The sequence below is a fragment of the Paenibacillus sp. JCM 9796 genome, assembly GCF_055379675.1.
In genome coordinates this window covers 913510-930559 of sequence record NZ_AP043723.1, presented here as the reverse complement: position 1 = coordinate 930559, position 17050 = coordinate 913510, and the positions used below count along the sequence as shown (strand labels likewise).

The 17050-nt window shown below is 49.4% G+C and carries 14 protein-coding genes and 2 pseudogenes; 12 read left to right on the top strand and 4 right to left on the bottom strand.

The features are described from left to right. Positions 1-297: 297 nt before the first annotated feature. The 3 genes from ACZ439_RS04505 to ACZ439_RS04495 all read left to right on the top strand — a co-directional run bounded on the left by ACZ439_RS04505 (position 298) and on the right by ACZ439_RS04495 (position 4115). Positions 298-1950: a flavin-containing monooxygenase gene (locus ACZ439_RS04505; protein WP_464620678.1), complete on the top strand. Its 1653-nt coding sequence runs from the start codon at positions 298-300 to the stop codon at positions 1948-1950. A gap of 38 nt (positions 1951-1988) precedes the next feature. Further along, positions 1989-2921, top strand: a complete 933-nt coding sequence (locus ACZ439_RS04500; RefSeq protein WP_464620677.1) for an alpha/beta hydrolase — start codon at positions 1989-1991, stop codon at positions 2919-2921. A 102-nt stretch (positions 2922-3023) separates the two neighbouring features. Further along, positions 3024-4115, top strand: a complete 1092-nt coding sequence (locus ACZ439_RS04495; RefSeq protein ID WP_464620676.1) for an NAD(P)-dependent alcohol dehydrogenase — start codon at positions 3024-3026, stop codon at positions 4113-4115. A gap of 89 nt (positions 4116-4204) precedes the next feature. Here the strand turns inward: ACZ439_RS04495 and ACZ439_RS04490 are convergent, their stop codons facing one another. Beyond that, positions 4205-4897 carry a helix-turn-helix transcriptional regulator gene (locus ACZ439_RS04490; RefSeq protein WP_054796609.1) on the bottom strand — a complete coding sequence of 231 codons (693 nt, stop codon included), beginning with the start codon at positions 4895-4897 and terminating at the stop codon, positions 4205-4207. Positions 4898-5218: 321 nt separating this feature from the next. Here ACZ439_RS04490 and ACZ439_RS04485 point away from each other — a divergent pair, with 321 nt between their 5' ends. The 7 genes from ACZ439_RS04485 to ACZ439_RS04455 all read left to right on the top strand — a co-directional run bounded on the left by ACZ439_RS04485 (position 5219) and on the right by ACZ439_RS04455 (position 12341). Further along, complete coding sequence (locus tag ACZ439_RS04485; RefSeq protein WP_054799349.1) at positions 5219-5827, top strand: glycerophosphodiester phosphodiesterase; 609 nt, start codon at positions 5219-5221, stop codon at positions 5825-5827. A 66-nt stretch (positions 5828-5893) separates the two neighbouring features. Continuing rightward, on the top strand, positions 5894-6535 hold the full coding sequence (locus tag ACZ439_RS04480) for an S-layer homology domain-containing protein (RefSeq protein ID WP_054796611.1): 642 nt from the start codon (positions 5894-5896) through the stop codon (positions 6533-6535). 172 nt (positions 6536-6707) lie between these two features. Then, entirely contained in the window at positions 6708-7385 is a 678-nt protein-coding gene (locus ACZ439_RS04475; protein ID WP_464620675.1) for a response regulator transcription factor, read from the top strand. Next, positions 7382-8803: an ATP-binding protein gene (locus tag ACZ439_RS04470; RefSeq protein ID WP_464620674.1), complete on the top strand. Its 1422-nt coding sequence runs from the start codon at positions 7382-7384 to the stop codon at positions 8801-8803. Before ACZ439_RS04475 ends, ACZ439_RS04470 begins: the two co-directional genes overlap by 4 nt. Positions 8804-8926: 123 nt before the next feature. Beyond that, positions 8927-10030: a Fe(3+) ABC transporter substrate-binding protein gene (locus tag ACZ439_RS04465; RefSeq protein WP_054796612.1), complete on the top strand. Its 1104-nt coding sequence runs from the start codon at positions 8927-8929 to the stop codon at positions 10028-10030. Between the two features lie 2 nt (positions 10031-10032). Further along, on the top strand, positions 10033-11685 hold the full coding sequence (locus ACZ439_RS04460; RefSeq protein ID WP_464620673.1) for an ABC transporter permease: 1653 nt from the start codon (positions 10033-10035) through the stop codon (positions 11683-11685). Further along, positions 11682-12341 carry an ABC transporter ATP-binding protein gene (locus ACZ439_RS04455; protein ID WP_054796613.1) on the top strand — a complete coding sequence of 220 codons (660 nt, stop codon included), beginning with the start codon at positions 11682-11684 and terminating at the stop codon, positions 12339-12341. The genes ACZ439_RS04460 and ACZ439_RS04455 overlap by 4 nt, the downstream gene beginning before the upstream one ends. 254 nt (positions 12342-12595) lie before the next feature. Here the strand turns inward: ACZ439_RS04455 and ACZ439_RS04450 are convergent. Further along, positions 12596-12718: pseudogene (locus ACZ439_RS04450) on the bottom strand (TetR/AcrR family transcriptional regulator); the annotation flags it as partial. 277 nt (positions 12719-12995) lie between these two features. Next, complete coding sequence (locus tag ACZ439_RS04445) at positions 12996-13943, bottom strand: LysR family transcriptional regulator (protein ID WP_464620672.1); 948 nt, start codon at positions 13941-13943, stop codon at positions 12996-12998. Between the two features lie 190 nt (positions 13944-14133). Between ACZ439_RS04445 and ACZ439_RS04440 the strand changes: the two genes are divergently transcribed. Next, complete coding sequence (locus tag ACZ439_RS04440; RefSeq protein ID WP_054799347.1) at positions 14134-14769, top strand: isochorismatase family protein; 636 nt, start codon at positions 14134-14136, stop codon at positions 14767-14769. Then, complete coding sequence (locus ACZ439_RS04435; RefSeq protein WP_464620671.1) at positions 14766-16058, top strand: MFS transporter; 1293 nt, start codon at positions 14766-14768, stop codon at positions 16056-16058. The genes ACZ439_RS04440 and ACZ439_RS04435 overlap by 4 nt, the downstream gene beginning before the upstream one ends. A gap of 104 nt (positions 16059-16162) precedes the next feature. On the opposite strand, the pseudogene ACZ439_RS04430 reads toward ACZ439_RS04435, so the two are convergent. Continuing rightward, positions 16163-16944, bottom strand: a pseudogene (locus tag ACZ439_RS04430) (IS3 family transposase); the annotation flags it as partial. Between the last annotated feature and the right edge of the window lie 106 nt (positions 16945-17050).

The following is a 17050-nucleotide window of genomic DNA, read 5'->3' as shown; positions in this document are numbered from 1 at the left end:
GAAGTTAAAATCATACAAATAATTGATGCTGCCGACTGGCAGCTTTTTTTGTTCAGCTGCAAAGGGCCTGCTACGAGAGCTTAAGGAAATCAAGTATTGGATGCACCCCTGTTTTGGGGGAGGGCTATGCCCAATATCAGGAAAACATGTAGATTTTAAGGTGTAAAAATTAAAGAATTTTGGGAATTTTCCTATCGGGAGCTAAGCTCTAAAATGAAACATGTAAGCGCTTAACTTCAAGGTAAGACAACTGCCTCGGCGAACATGGGAGTCTACTTAGGTAAGGGAGGAACAAGAATGAACGCTGCTCAACAGAAACACCAGAAAACTGAAACGAAGGAGGTTGCCAACTTCGACGCGGTCGTTGTCGGGGCAGGATTTTCGGGCTTGTATATGGTTTATCGCCTACGTGAGGCAGGTTTCTCCACCCGTGCTTACGAGGCAGGCGATGGGGTTGGAGGTGTTTGGTATTGGAATCGTTATCCCGGAGCGCGCTGCGACATTGAAAGCATCTATTATAACTACACTTTCTCTGATGAGCTTCTTCAGGAATGGACATGGTCTTCCAGATACGCCGAACAGCCTGAAATCCTAAGCTATCTCAACTACGTGGCAGACAAGTTCGACCTGCGTCGGGACATCCAATTCAAGACGCGCATCACTGCTGCTCATTACAACGAGACGACGAATAGATGGCAAATCAACATGGACGATGGCACTAGCGTATCGGCTAAGTACTTCATCACGGGAGTAGGTTGTCTTTCTGCCGCCAGTATTCCTACATTTAAGGGCTTAGATAGCTTCGAGGGTGACTGGTACCACGCCGGACATTGGCCGCACGACAAGGTGGATTTCCAGGGTAAACGGGTCGGTGTCATCGGTACCGGCTGTACGGGCGTTCAGGTCATACCGGCCATTGCACAAGAGGCAGACCGCCTAATGGTCTTTCAGCGGACCCCACAGTATAGCACGCCAGCGCAAAACCATCCGTTGGACCCGGAATTCATACGTCAAACGAAAGACAACTACAGTGCGATTAAACGACAAATACGCGAATCGTTCATGGGCACTCCGTATATGCCCCGTGATCGGTCGGTGCTCGATGATACACCGGAAGAACGCCAGCGGGTATTCGAGGAGGCCTGGGAGCAAGGCGGGCAAGCACTTCCGTTTACCTATAAGGACTTGGTCTTTGACGAAGCAGCCAACGAGACTATCGCCGATTTCGTCCGCTCCAAGATACGGGAGATCGTAGTTGACCCCGAGGTGGCCGAGAAGTTGATGCCAAAGTACTATTTCGCCACCAAACGTCCAGTGATAGACACCAATTATTTCGAGACCTATAACCGCGAGAACGTTACCTTAGTAGATGTAAGGCAAGCGGCTATTCAGGAGATCACGCCCAAGGGGCTGCGAACATCGGATATGGAGTATGAACTGGACATCCTCGTTTTTGCTACCGGCTACGACGCGATGACAGGACCGTTGTTCAAAATCGATATCCGTGGTAGAGACGGGGCGGCGTTAAAGGAAAAATGGGCGGAGGGAGCGCAGACAAGGACGTACCTCGGAATAGCTACCGCTGGTTTCCCGAATTTTTTCATGATTACAGGTCCCGAGAGTCCTTCCGTCGTGACCAACATGCTTGTATCTATTGAGCAGCACGTGGAATGGATTGCGGATTGTATCCAATATATGCGCGAGCATGGTGTGGAGACGATTGAGGCCAAGGCGGAGGCAGAAGAGGCATGGAGCAAGCATTGCAGAGAGGTGGCCGACTCCACGCTCTATACCAAGACCGACTCCTGGTACACGGGTGCGAATATCGCAGATAAGCCGCTTGGATTCCCGATTTATCTGGGGGGTGTTGGACCCTACCGCCAGAAATGCAACGAAGTTGCGGATAAGGGTTACGAGGGATTCTCTTTGATATCCTTTTCCATCCACTAAGCATATAATCAGAGATTGGCAAAGGAGGTTTTATTATCATGACTTTGGATCCTCAAGCAGCGGCATTCTTGGATTTAATCAAATCGGGTGGCACACCGCCTTTGAAGATGATGACACCTGAAGAAAGTCGGGCCTTATTCGCCCAGATGCACGCTCTGGGTGGAGAAATTGAAGCGGTTGCCCAGGTGGAAGACCGCCATATTTCTGTTCCCGATGGTCAAATTAAAGTCCGGATTTATAGACCCGAGGGGGAAGGCCCCTTTCCCATTCTCGTCTTTTTTCACGGTGGAGGCTATGTGTTCGGTGATTTGGAAACCGTGGATAGACCGTGCCGAAATCTTACCAATGCTGCGCGTTCGGTTGTCGTTTCCGTAGATTACAGGCTCTCTCCCGAATATAAATTTCCGGTACCTGTTGAGGATGGATACGCTGCCCTTGAATGGGTAAGCAATCAGGCATCCACCTTTCAAGGAGATGCTTCCCGAATAGCTGTCGGCGGAGACAGTGCGGGGGGAAACCTGGCAGCCGTTGTTGCAATCCTGGCACAGGAGCGGGGAGGACCTGCAATTGTTTCTCAAGTATTGCTCTATCCGGTGACTGACTTTTCCTGCAATAGCAACTCGTACAAAGAAAATGGCCAAGGATATAATCTAACCGAAGAAGACATGCTTTGGTTCCGGAAGCACTATCTGGGATCCGAAGATGACATTCAGAACGTATATGTTTCCCCGTTGCTCGCCAATAGTTTAAGCGGGCTGCCTCCCGCACTAATCCTTACAGCTCAATATGATCCGCTTCGCGATGAGGGAGCTCAATATGCAGCCCGTCTGAAAGATTCCGGGGTTTCCGTGGAATACGAGTGCTATGAAGGAATGATTCACGGATTCTTTTGGTTTGCAGGGATATTGGATCAAGGGAAGCATGCGATTGATCGGGTGGCTAATTATTTGAGAACGGTCTCTGGCAGATGAATACCAGACAGGATTAACAAATATATTTATGGAGCTGGCGAAAGGATTGGCCCACAGGTCATCGAACCACAAATTTAATCCATGGAAAAGGGAGGTCTTCCTATGTTAATCAAAGCTGCCGTAACCCATCATAAGGGCTCGGCTTTTAAAATAGAAACGGTGATTCTGTCGGAACCCAAAGAGAATGAAGTCTTAATCAAAGTTGTGGCATCGGGTGTTTGCCACACGGATGCCATAGTCAGAGACCAAATCGCTCCTGTACCGTTGCCGGCTGTTCTAGGGCATGAGGGCTCCGGGATTGTAGAAAAAATTGGATTCAATGTAAGGACTGTGCGTCCAGGGGATCATGTTGTCCTATCTTTTTCTTCCTGCGGCCAATGCGAGGAATGTTTAACTGGGCATCCAACAACGTGCAACGAGTTAAACCCATTGAATTTTGGCGGAAGGATGAGCGATCACACCCACAGGATCTTCTATAAGGAGCAGGAAGTTTCCACTTTTTTCGGACAATCTTCATTTAGCACCTATGTCGTGGCCAACGAGAAAAACCTCGTAAAAGTAGACAAAGATGTAGATCTGGCTCTGCTTGGACCACTAGGCTGCGGAATCCAAACCGGAAGCGGGACGGTATTGAATAAATTAAAGCCTGAATTCGGTTCTACGATTGCCATATATGGATGCGGCGCGGTTGGGCTTAGTGCAGTCATGGCTGCGAAAATTGCCGGATGTTCTAAAATTATAGCCATTGATGTACATGATCATCGTTTAGAGTTAGCCATGGAGCTGGGTGCCACCCATGCATTAAATGGAAAAGAAGTGGTAGACGTGGTAGCACAAATCAAAGAGATGACGAATGGGGGGGCCCACTATGCCATCGAAACGACGGGAGTTCCTGTGGTCGTGCGCCAATCCGTACAAGCGTTAAAAAACAGAGGGACAGTCGCCATTGTCGGGGCAACGGGAGAAGTAATGTTCAATATCCACCAAGATCTGATGGCGGATGGAAAAACAATGGTTGGGGTGGTTGAAGGCGACGCTGTTCCGCAGGTATTTATTCCGAAGTTAATTGAGTATTACAAACGTGGTCAATTCCCGTTCAATAAACTGATTAAGTTTTACAATTTTGATGAGATCAATGAGGCTTTTGAGGATTCGCATACGGGGAAAACGGTTAAGCCGGTCTTGAAAATGTAGGTATTCCGAAGTATTTCTTGCAGAGAATCAAGCTCCAGCGAAGTTGTCTGGAGCTTGATTTTCATTTAGATGGCCTCGCTTTTTACATGTTATTTTATGATTCCCTGCCGTATCGCTTCTGCGACAGCTTGAACCCGATTGTGCGCAGTCATTTTCTTGGTCACGGATTTAACATAATCCTGAACGGTGAATTGACTAATCCCCATAAACTCCGACATCTCTTTCACACTCTCTCCAAAAGACATTCTTTGTAAAACGGCGATCTCACGGTCGCTCAGTTTACTAGGGTTATCAATAGGATTCATAGATCGAATGGCTTTACCTGCCAGCTGCCCGTATAAAGTGAGTGCCTGAAGAAGATCGCCGCCTATCGGTTTTGAGCCTGTATATTGCCCGGGACAAGCATATCCAACTACTGTTGTATTACAAGGAATAGGAACGGCTAAGACAAAAGACTTGTAAAATTCCATTTTCAAATACTTCTCAGGCGAAAGCCGAATTAATTCTGATCCTTCGGCATACACCGCTTGTTGTATTCGAATTGCTTTACGAAGAAGGGGGAGGTTGCGCACATCGTCTCGAATTTTCAAGGGGCTGGTTCCCTGGTCGGTAATTTGCAGAATGCCTTCGATAATCTCGCTTAACGGCGAATAACTGTATAAATGAACACCTGAAAAAGGGAAGAGTTCCGTGAATCCTCTTGCAGTGAGGACGATCTTGTCTTCATGATATGCGGCCGTGTAAATCATCTGCAGATAATCTTTCATCACAGTGTCGAGCAACCAATCACTTCCCTTTTGGAAAGTCATTCTCAGATGAACTCAAGCGGTTGAAAAAATTATAAAGCATAAATAAACATTTTACAACCGCTTACATTGTGATATTTATGAAATCTTCAGGCACTAAAAAGGATGGATGTTGAGAAGAAATTGTGGGTAGAGATGAAATAGCGACATTTGCTGAACGGCGGTGGTCTTTACATGATCCTAACAATCCGTTGATACCTAGATAACGCCCGGTTAAATCCGAGACTGGGGCGAGGCTACAATTATGCAGGTGTCAAGCCGTCTCCGGGGATAGCGCTTCAATCCGCTGAACAGGTCGTGACGGATAACATCCAGGAGAACACGTTATTAAATATCGATTTCAATGCGATTACGCCGGAATTGGTCTCGTATGCCAAGCACCGGGGACTCCCGATCTACGCCTATACGGTTGAGACCAAGAAAGATATGCAGGATTTGATGAAAATGGGACTGCCAGGGATCATTACGGATTACGCCAACTGGATGGAAACGGTACCGACGGCCGTAACCGGCGCTCCGGAACGGCTTGCCATCCATCCCGGCGAACTTACGGATCCGTTGACCACAGTCTCTACGGTAACTTATAGAACCTACGGGCCAACGCCAATCAACGGCGGGATTCAACTTCTCGGCTCGAATGACGGAGTCGCTTCACTGCTGCCCAGCGGACAAGTGCTGGGTGTAAAAAGTGGCACCGTAACGTTTCAGGTTTATCATGACTACCAGCCGTTCAATATTCCGGTTAATGTCGATAAGATGATGCTGACGAGTTACAAGCAGTCATCCGGATACGATAGCAGTGCGGCCGGGCTCCATTGTGGCGTTGGCGGCGGGAACCAGCGTGATCACTGCCGTTTATGGCAACGCCAAGTACGAGGCGGCCATTCAAATGCTGCCAAACCGTAATAATACCAACACGGATACCGACACCTCAGTCGGTTCAACCCCTTCATCCTTAGCGATAACGGGGACTTGACATTCGTCAGCGGTCGGGTAAAAGACGAATTCGTAGAAGGACAAACGTATCATTTTAGCAAATATGGCGTGCTGGAGTTCGAGAAAACGTTCTCCGACGTTCCGAACGATCACTGGGCTGCGCCGGTCATTAAGCAGTTTGCGGCTAAACATATTGTGGAAGGGACAAGCCAGACTCTCTTTTCCCCGGAGCAGCCGGTCACCCGTGCGGAGTTTACGGCACTTCTGGTACGCCTGCTTGGCTTGAATCCCGAGCCTTCGGCATCATTCCGCGATGTGTCGGCCGACAAGTGGTATGCGTCCCCGATCGCCACAGCCTCCCAGGCGGGCCTCGTCCAAGGGGTAGAGCCGGATTTGTTTGCGCCTGACCGGACCATAACCCGTGAGCAAATGGCGGTCCTTCTGGTACGGGCTTATGAACTTCAGACGAAACGGCGAGCAACGGGCAATGCGATCAGCGCCTTCAGCGACTCTAAAGATATGAGTGCGTGGGCGCAAGAAGGAGTTAATGCGGCTTATCAATTCGACCTAATCTCCGGCCGAAGCGAGGGACTGATGGTACCTCAAGGTCAAGCCAACCGTGCCGAAAGCGTGCAAGCCGTTTACAATTTGATGAACAAGCTTCAACTTTTCCCGTAAACATGATTTAGGATATAGAGGATCTTCCAGCATGTCATTGCCGAGGCCCGCATTAGCTGAATCTCAAGCTAATCGGGCCTCATCTGTTAATTCTCCTGATTGACGTTGAGAAATATTATCATTTACAATGAAGATCAATAGAGAATATAGATGCGATTAGGGCGGGCGAAGGATGAAACGGATATTGCTAATTGAGGATGAGAAGAATCTATCGCGGTTCCTCGAACTGGAGCTGCGCCATGAAGCGTTCGAGATTGCGCTCGCAGCGGACGGCAAGCGCGGTCTTGAACTGGCAATCCGGGAGAGCTGGGATCTTATTCTGCTCGATCTGATGCTCCCGGCAATGGACGGACTTGAGGTATGCAGGCAGATCAGAGCCGCCAAGAAGGTGCCGATCATCATGATCACGGCCAGAGACAGCGTGACGGATCGCGTATCCGGTCTGGATAACGGCGCTGACGATTATATTCCAAAGCCGTTCGCAATCGAGGAACTGCTTGCGCGCATACGTGTCGTATTCCGCAGGCAGGAGGAGGCGGAGGAACAGCAGCGGCAGCTGCTTGCGTTCCATGATCTTGTTCTCGATGTGGATGCCAGAGTTGTAACCAAGGACTCCAGAACGATTGAGCTGACGAAACGGGAATATGCCTTGCTGGAGACGTTCATGAAAAATCTGAACCGCGTGCTGCCGAGGGAGACGCTGCTTGATATGGTGTGGGGCTTCGATACGGTAGTCGATACGAATGTCGTTGACGTCTATGTGCGTTATCTCCGCAACAAGATCGATACCGAAGGAGAAGCCAGCTATATCCAGACGGTTCGTGGCATTGGCTATGTGATGCGCAAATGAAGGCGGAACGTTACCGATTTCCTATATGCTATCACGCTCTACCGATCAAATGGAAGCTGACCCTATGGTCAGCTCTCTTGCTGTTCCTGCTGTTCGGAGCTTATAACATCGTCCAATATGTATTCGTCGAGCGGTGGATGATTAAGGAGGAGCAGGCAAGCACACAGCAGGATATGAGGGAAATACTGAATGTGCTGCTGGAGAAGGAGTTTCGCTTCGAGGAGTCTGAGTACTCGCGCATACGCAGCTATCTGGAGAAGGTGAATCAATCTTCCCAGCTTATCCGCGTGTTCGATGAGAAGGGCTTGCCGATCATTGCGGTATCGGATGATTTTCCGAATGAGTGGATAGCGGACAATGACGCTGTACTGAGGGCTAACGATAACCATTCGTTCAGTCTGGATAACATGCTGGTCATGCGAAGCCCGTTTACGATCTTCGAATTCCATGGCACCGTTGAAATCGTGAAGAGCATGGAAGACTTTGAGAAGCTGATCAACGCTTTCCTGCAAGTGATGCTTCTATGCGGACTGGGGGCGGTCATGGTCAGTGCCTTCGGCGGCAGACTGTTGGCGCGCCAACTGCTGCGGCCGCTTCAGGCGATGAACGAAACGATGCAGCGCGTCAAGCAGAATGGGCTTCAAGAGCGGATCCAGCTTACCGGATCGAAGGACGAGATCCATTCGCTGATGAACCTATTCAACGAAATGATGGACCAGGTCGAGCGCTCCTTCGCACAGCAGCGGCAATTTGTCGAGGACGCGTCGCATGAGCTGCGGACACCGATCGCGATATTGGAGGGTCATCTGGCCATGCTGCGGCGCTGGGGCAAGCAGGACCCGGCCGTTCTTGAGGAGTCGCTGGACATCTCCCTTCACGAGCTGGCCCGCTTGAAGGGGTTGGTGCAAGAGCTGCTTCGTCTGTCGAGGGCGGAGCGGTCTGTCAGCGGCGACGAAGCAAGGGAAGCAGACCCGACGCCGATTCTGTCGCGGCTGATCAAGCATGCAGCCGCCCTGTACCCGTCGTTCCGATTCGAAGCGGAGCTCGAAGACTTGGGGGGCATCAGGCTAGCGATTTCCGAACAGCATCTGGAGCAGATTTTTATTATCCTCATGGACAATGCGGTCAAATATTCAGGCGACAGCCGCACCGTTCGAATCCGTGGAGCGGCTTCGGACGGGCAAGCCACCCTTGCGGTGATCGACTGCGGCATCGGGATTTCGGAGGAAAGCTTGCCTTACGTCTGGGACCGCTTCTACCGCGCGGATAAGTCGCGAAGCGGAGAGCAGGGCGGCTATGGGCTCGGTTTGTCCATTGCCAAGCGGCTGGCCGAGGGCTGCGGCGGAACGATTCAAATAGACAGCCGTCTGAATGAAGGTACAACCGTAACGGTTACGTTTCCTGAGAAGATCAAGTGAGTGCGGCTCGAATAGAAAACTTTTTTCGTTTTCACAGCATTTTCTCATTTTCGTTCGTTACAATGAGTTGGTAATGATATTCATTATCACAAATAAACTATCAGAATGAGAGGTCGGACCGAAATGAGAAAGAAATACTTCGTGGGCATGATCGTACTAACGCTAATGATGGCCATAGCGCTGGCAGGCTGCGGCGCTGGAAATACAGGGAATCAAGAAGCGGGCAATGCTCCGGCAAAGGAGGCGCCTGCTAGCACTGAAGCGCCGAAGAAGGAGCAGGTCGTTAATATATTCACGGCACGCCATTACGATATCGACTTCCAAATTTTCGACGAATTCGAGAAGCGGACAGGCATTAAGGTCAATGAGATCAAAGGTACGGCCGAGGAGCTGGTGGAGCGCCTGAAACGGGAAGGCGAGAGTTCCGAGGCGGATTTGTTCATCACCGTTGATGGCGGCGTATTAAACTACGCGAAGCAGAACGGCGTACTTCAGCCCGTCCAGTCCGATGTCGTGAATGCCAACGTACCGGCGAATCTTCGCGATAAGGATAATAACTGGATCGGCTATGCTACCCGCGCACGCGTCATTGTTTATGCCAAGGACCGGGTAACGCCGGATCAGTTGTCCACTTACGAGGATCTGACAAACGAGAAATGGAAGGGCAAAGTGCTCGTGCGCTCGTCTTCCAACCTGTACAATCAATCGCTTCTCGCATCGCTGATCGAGCTGAATGGCGAAGAGCAAGCCGAACAGTGGGCGAAGGGGCTGGTGAACAACCTGGCTCAAAAGCCGGATGGAGGAGACCGCGACCAAGCGAAGGCGATCGCCGCCAAGGTTGGCGACGTGGCCATCATGAATACGTATTATGTTGGACAGATGCTGCATTCGAAGGAAGCGGAGGAGGTCAAGGTAGCCGAGCAGATCGGCGTCTTCTTCCCGAACCAGAACACGACCGGCACGCATCTTAACATTAGCGGCGTCGGACTGACTGCGCATGCGAAGAACAAGGAGAACGCCGTCAAACTGATCGAGTATCTGACAAGCAAGGAGACACAGACGACGCTTGCAGCCGGAAGCTTCGAATTCCCGGTCAATGTCGAAGCCGAGAAGCCGGCGCTGCTGAAGGAGTGGGGCGAATTCAAGGTGCAGCAGCTCGACTTCTCGAAGCTGGGCGAGCATAACAAGAAGGCTATAGAGATCATGAACAAGGTGAACTGGAAATAAATATGATGGCTTCCACCTTGTTGAGGGACTTGAAACGAAAGTTGAATGGATGGGTAATCCTTAGTGGAATTGGGGCCATGGCGGCCCTTCTTCCGTCTTTTTATATTCTGGTCGGCCTATTCCGCAAGCCGAATGAGAATTGGCAGCATATCAGGGAGTATATGCTTGTCGATTACGCGCTGGAGTCGCTGCGGCTCGTGGGCGGCACGGTTGCGTTTGCCGTCATGATCGGCGTTGCGCTAGCCTGGCTCGTAGCGGCATACGATTTCCCGCTGCGGCGCTTTTTTGCCTGGACATTCGTACTGCCTCTGGCTATGCCTCCGTATATCGCGGCCTACACGTACGGCTCCATGCTCAGTTATACGGGCAGCGTGCAGACCTTTATGCGCAATAAGCTTGGATGGACCGTCAATCAGAGTTACTTCGATATCATGTCCATGAAGGGCGCTATTTTTATTTTCACCCTGTTCTTGTTCCCGTACATCTATCTGATTACGAAGTCGTTCCTCGAGAAGCAGAGCGCCGCCTTCATTGACAATGCAAGACTGCTGGGAAAGGGGCCCGTCTATATCTTCCTTCGAGTGGTGCTGCCGCTGTCGCAAGGGGCGATCGTCGGGGGGGCAAGCCTGGTTGCCTTCGAGGTGCTGAACGATTACGGCGTGTCCAAGCACTTCGGCATTCAATCATTCTCAACCGCCATTTTCAAGACTTGGTTCGGCATGAGCGACATCGATTCGGCGCTGCGTTTGTCCGCCTTGCTCATGATGGTCATCATAGGGCTGTTCGTCATCGAACGCCTGCTACGCGGACGGAAGAAATACCATTCGACCGTCAGCCGTTCGACCCCGCTGCGCCGGAGGAAGCTGCGCGGCATTCAGGCTGCCGCAGCCGTCGTCTTCAGTACGATCGTGCTTTCATTGTCATTCATCATTCCGGTACTCCAGATGATCGTCTGGGCCGGGTGGACGTACCATGACGTGCTGGACATGAGGTTCGCAGGCATGCTGAATAATTCGCTCGTCCTATCAGGTGTCTCGATCGCGCTTATTATGCTTCTGGCCGTCATCGTGGCGAATGTGAACCGCTACGGGCGAACCTTCTTCTCAAGGATGATGAGCCGTGTAATTGCGATGGGTTATTCCATCCCGGGAGCGGTCCTGTCCATCGGCGTGCTCGCCGTATTCCTGTCGCTTGACCGGCAGCTTGCCGGCGTCTATGAGCAGCTAGGCCTGGGAGCGGGCAAGCTCGTGCTGAGCATGTCGCTTGTTATGCTTGTATTTGCGTATACCGTTCGTTTTCTGGCGGTGGGTTATAATGCGGTAGAGGCTGGTTTTGACAAAATCGGCAATCGATACAGCGAGGCGTCGCGCATGCTCGGTCTCGGAATGACGCGCACGTTCTTCAAGGTAGACCTGCCGATGATACGCGGATCGGTGTTGGCCGGGCTAGTGCTTGTGTTCATGGAGATCGTGAAGGAGCTTCCGCTGACGCTGCTGCTCAGGCCATTCAACTTCGATACGCTGGCGACCAAGGCCTATCAATATGCGAGCGATGAGCAGATCCATCAGGCATCCGTGCCTTCGCTCATGATTATCGCGGTCGGGATTTTGTCCGTCGTATTCTATCATTGGTTAGGGGAGAGGAATGCGAGATGAGCTTCATAGAGCTTCAGGATATATCGTATCATTATTCGAAGGCCGGCGGGAGCGTGCTGAGCGGCTTTTCGCTTCAATTAAAGCAAGGGGAGATTGTGGGAATATTGGGACAGAGCGGCTGCGGCAAGAGCACGCTGCTTCGGTTGATCGCCGGCCTTGAGCAGCCGAGCTCGGGGCATATCACCATTAACGGCGTGACAATGGTTTCTCCGAATGTATTCGTGCAGCCGGAGGCGCGCGGCGTCGGCATGGTGTTCCAGGATTATGCCTTGTTCCCGCACCTGACGGTCGCGCAGAACATCCTGTTCGGCCTGCATCGGCTGCCGAGCTCGGAGCGTGCGGCGCGATTGGCGGATATGCTGGAGCTTGTCCAGCTGAGCGGCTTCGCCAAGCGGTATCCGCATGAGCTGAGCGGCGGCCAGCAGCAGCGCGTCGCTTTCGCGAGGGCACTCGCGCCGCGGCCGCAGCTGCTGCTCATGGATGAGCCATTCAGCAGCCTGGATGCGGATCTGAAGAGCCAGATCCGAGGGGAGCTGCAGGCGCTGCTCCGGGCGGCAGGCATTACCTCGATCCTTGTCACCCATGACCGGGAAGATGCCGATGCGATCTGCGATCGGATTGTCGAGATGGAAGCCAGACAGCTGGTGTTCCAATAAACGTAAGGGGGCTTTCCCATAAGGTCATAAATAGACCTTCCGGGAAAGGCCCTCTTTTTTATGAAGCATTTTAAAGGATGCGGTGAGAAGGCATACCAAGCGGCCAATATCCGGCAGACTCGAACTAACGTGGGGACAGGAGCATATTTTGTAGTGCTTTTCCATATAGATGAAGGGGCACACGGTCTAGACTCATGATTCTCTTTCGACATCAATTTCTCAATGGCCTTGGAAATTTGTTCTACCGATTCCGTTATCATAGCTAGAAAGAGATCTTCTTTGGAATTAAAATGAGCATAAACCGCCCCTTTGCTAAATCCGGCATATTCTGCAATTTTATCAACAGAAGCTCCGAGAAAGCCTAGAGGGGCGCATGTGTGTCCCTTGACGCTTATCTATCAAAATTTTTGCCATTTTTTTGAGAAAACCCACATTCGCCCCCCTTCAAAATTTCCAGTTGTCACCGAATTGCAAATTCTCGTCAAACGTTTTGCGCTCCTACACATGTGCCCGCACCGCTTTCCGTTTAAGCGAAGACGGAGTCAAAGGTGCAAAAACATTGTTTGATTTCCCTATGGCGTACCTTTCAAGCAAATCCTCGGCACAGCTTATAAAAGAATTACTGTGAACGGCAAATGGTTGCAGAGTGTGCGTCTAGCATGGAAACCCAAAGTTATCATTATCGCTGCTGTACGACAACAGCGTTTGAGTAATACGATCAATAGGCTCAGAAAATGACTTTATATTCGATTGGATAAGTTGAATCTTAATTTTGGGAAGCTTATCGCCCAGAGGAATTACTTGCACCTGACGAGAGTTCCATTGGGATATTTGGAAGATGCTGGATTTGGGAATAAAGGTATAGCCTTGTCCTAAAGCTATCATATGCAGCATGACATTGATATCATCGACCATATGAAATTCCCTGATGTCTAGTTTTTTGAAAATGGGTGCGGTAAATCGGCTGTGATAAACCAATACGGGATTGTCAAAAAGCAGAAAGGGTTCTTTAATCTGATTCAAGCTGCTTAAATCATGGTACATGTCTCTATTATAACTTGCGCAGCACAGGAGCACCATTTCATCCTCAAATAAGGTGCTTGCATGGTGATTGTTGCATTGGATATCGTAGTAAATTCCCAAGTGGACTCCGCCAAATTCGATCAAATCCAGTATGGTTTGCGTGGGGCGGGTTATGAATTTGTAGTCTAGGTCAGGAAAATTGCTTTGCAATTCTTCAATAATCGGGTTGATAAAAAAGGGGACAAGCCATGTATCGAGACCGATCAGCAACCGGTTGGTGTTGTTCGTAACCTCTTCAAACGAAGTGTGGAATTCTTTTCCCGCGAATTTTGTCAATACCGTTGAAGCATTGCTTAAATCCTGCAGCAGTTGAATGGCATACGGCAAGAAATAATATCCTTGTTTCGTCAGCTTTACCCCTTCCCAATTCCTTTCCAGAAGAGGAAATCCTAACCCATCCTCCATATTACGGATCCGTGCACTCAGTGTTGGCTGGGCTACATGCAAAGATAGCGCTGCCTTGGAAATACTTTTTTCGCGAGCAACTGCCAAGAAAGAACGCAAACCTTCAAGATCCAAAGAAATACCTTCTTTCCGGTAACAATTTAGGAGGTTTATTTAATAATAGCCGAAATAATTTACCGACTCAATATAGGGGTGATTAAGTAGAGGATATAGAAATTAACTATATCTATAAGCAGATGGAAACGTGATACACTTTCTTTTGAAAGCGTTATTAAAAATGGGATGAGAAAGTGAGTGGCGAATAGTGGAACATGAAAAATCATTACTGCCGTGGGAATTTGACAAGAGCAAAGCAGTTTTACTGGTGATTGATATGCAGAACGATTTTGTCAATGAAGGCGCTGTCATGGAAGTGCCAATGGCACGCGAACATTTGCCCAATATGAAACGTTTGGTGGAAGGCTGCAGGAAAAATGATATCCCTGTCATTTATACGAGACATGTACTGTACGATCATATGGCTGTGTCGCCTCTAGAGGTTGCATACAACCCTTCATTGATAACGGAAGGCATGCGGGCCAATACGCCCGGCGTAGAAATTGTTGAGGATTTATCGCCGCAGCCCGGGGAGATCGTCATTTCCAAGCACAGATATGATGCCTTTTATAATACGGAAATGGAGACCATCATCAAAAATATTCGAGGCATGCATGTGGCGGATACGGTGATTATTATCGGGACGGTAACGAGTGTATGCTGCGAATCAACGGCCCGAAGCGCCTTTAACCGGGATTTGAAGGTGGCCTTTATAAGCGATGCTTGCGGCGGCTTCGATAAACAGTCCCATGATGCCACGCTTTCGACGATTGCCAAGGTGTTTGGTAGAGTCATGCGTACAGACGAATTATTAAAACAAATGCAGAGGGGGAAGGAAGTATGAAAGAATTGGCAAAACAGCTGGATGCAGGTTATGAATGGAAGGCTGTGCTTTTGCTGGCTCTAGGCTTCGGGCTCGTCGGGTTGGATCGTTGGATCATTACCCCGTTATTTCCGGTCATGATGAAAGATTTAAATCTGGGATATCAGGATTTGGGCAATATCATCGCTGTGCTTGGATTATCCTGGGGTGTATTTTCCATTATTATGGGAGGGCTGTCCGATAAAATCGGCAGGAGAAAAGTATTGATCCCTTCGATTATTATGTTTTCTCTGCTTTCCGGGTTGACCGGACTTGCCGGCGGCTTAGTCAGCCTGCTGCTGATCAGATCCATAATGGGAATTACGGAGGGATCGTTCGGACCGGCCAGTGTGGCGGCAACCGCCGAAGCCTCCAAACCAAGCAGACGCGGATTCAACATGGGGCTTCAACAAAGCACCTTTGCTTTATTCGGCCTTGGCTTTGGCCCGATCATTGCCACGCAGCTATTAAGCGTGGTTCCTTCTTGGCATTGGGTCTTTGTCATCGTGGCCATTCCGGGGTTCATCCTAGCCTTTTTCATGCACCGGATCATTAAAGAGCCCAAGCATATTCAAGAGAAGAAAGAGATGCAAGCAAAGCAAGTGAAGGTAGACGTAAAGGCAGATCAGACGAAACACCGTTGGGTCGATATATTTCGCTACCGGAACATCATCTTGTGCATGTTTGGTTTGTGCGGGATCATGACTTGCATTTTTGTACTCAGCGCCATGGTTCCCAACTATTTAACGGACTTCTTGAAACTCAGTATTACGCAAATGGGCTTTGTTACATCGGCCATCGGTTTTGGCGCCTTTTTCGGACAGATTGCGATACCCGCTTTATCCGACCGTTTAGGCAGAAAAATCGTTACCGTCATCGCACTGATCGTCGGGATTGTCTTTCTGTTATTGTTTATCGGCATGGGCGCCAGCCCTTTCGGCTTGTTCGCGCTTTTGTTCTGGGTTGCGTTCTTCTGCAACGGCTGCTTGTGCATGTTAGCGGGCACGATAACGATCGAATCGGTTCCTGCAGCATTAATTTCTTCCGCAGCCGGCACGATCATAGGCGTGGGCGAAATTTTTGGCGGCGGTGTAGCCCCGTCCATCGCAGGCTTCGTCGCGCAGCATTTCGGTATTGAAACTACCCTGTACCTGGCTTTAAGCGGACTAATCGCATGTACGGCATTCTGTCTCTTCATCAAAGAAACCGCACCTATCCGTGTGCAAAAATCTGTAGAGAGCAAAGCGGAGGTACAAGCTATACAAGCGTAGAAGGGAGTTTGGCGTTACGAGGGAATTAAGTAAAGTAATTTTCCAGACCGCCTTGCGACTTATCATTGCTGAAGTGACCCCATAAAGTTAGACAGTAGAAATAGTTAGGCTGCTTGAAGGGCATGAACTCGGTACTGTACTGGGCTCATGCCTTTTATTTTTGCCTTTTAAGATGCCAAAGAAGTTTTCCATAACTGTATTATCGTAACAATTTTCTTTTCGTGACATGCTCTGCGCAATTCCGCGTTTCTTTAATGCCTGCTGGTTAAATAAATCCAACATAGGCGACATATACAGCTTCTCGCCCAATAATGGAACTCTGTAATATCCGTTACCCACTTCTCATTCGGTTTTGTAGCTTTGAAATCACGGTCTAAAACGTTCGGTGCAATTTTCCCGACCGTCCCTTTATATGAGCGATATTTTTTCATTCGAACGATGCTCTTTAATCCAAGTTCCCCCATGATGCGTTGGACCTTTTTATGGTTTACTTACGGCGATAACCATAGCGCCCCTTGTGTTCATGATAAATTGCTCTAATACGGGATTTTAGGTCTGTTTCTTTATCGGGACGATCCATTATACTTACCCAGTAGTAATACGTACTACGTGGGATCTCGGCCAGTTGAAGCAACGATGTGATTGGAAATTCTAGTCTTAGCTCAAATATTACTTGCGTTTTGTCTTGCTTCGTAATTTTTCCTTGCTTTGAACTAAGGCATTCAACTTTTTTAAGTAGGCGTTCTCCATTTGCAGACGTTCAACTTCTGCTTGTAACGCTTCGATAGAGCCTTCAGCTGGAGCAGGGCTTCTTTTTATCCTTCATCGATGGACGTCCCTTTTTCTTTGATGTAAGGGCGTCTATCCCTTTTGTCTCAAGTTGAACATAGCCAAATTTATATATATTGCAAGAAACTCCTTCTCTCGCAACTCGTTTCGACAAACATTTCATTCCATATATGTTAATTTAAACCTAATGCGGATATCTAAGA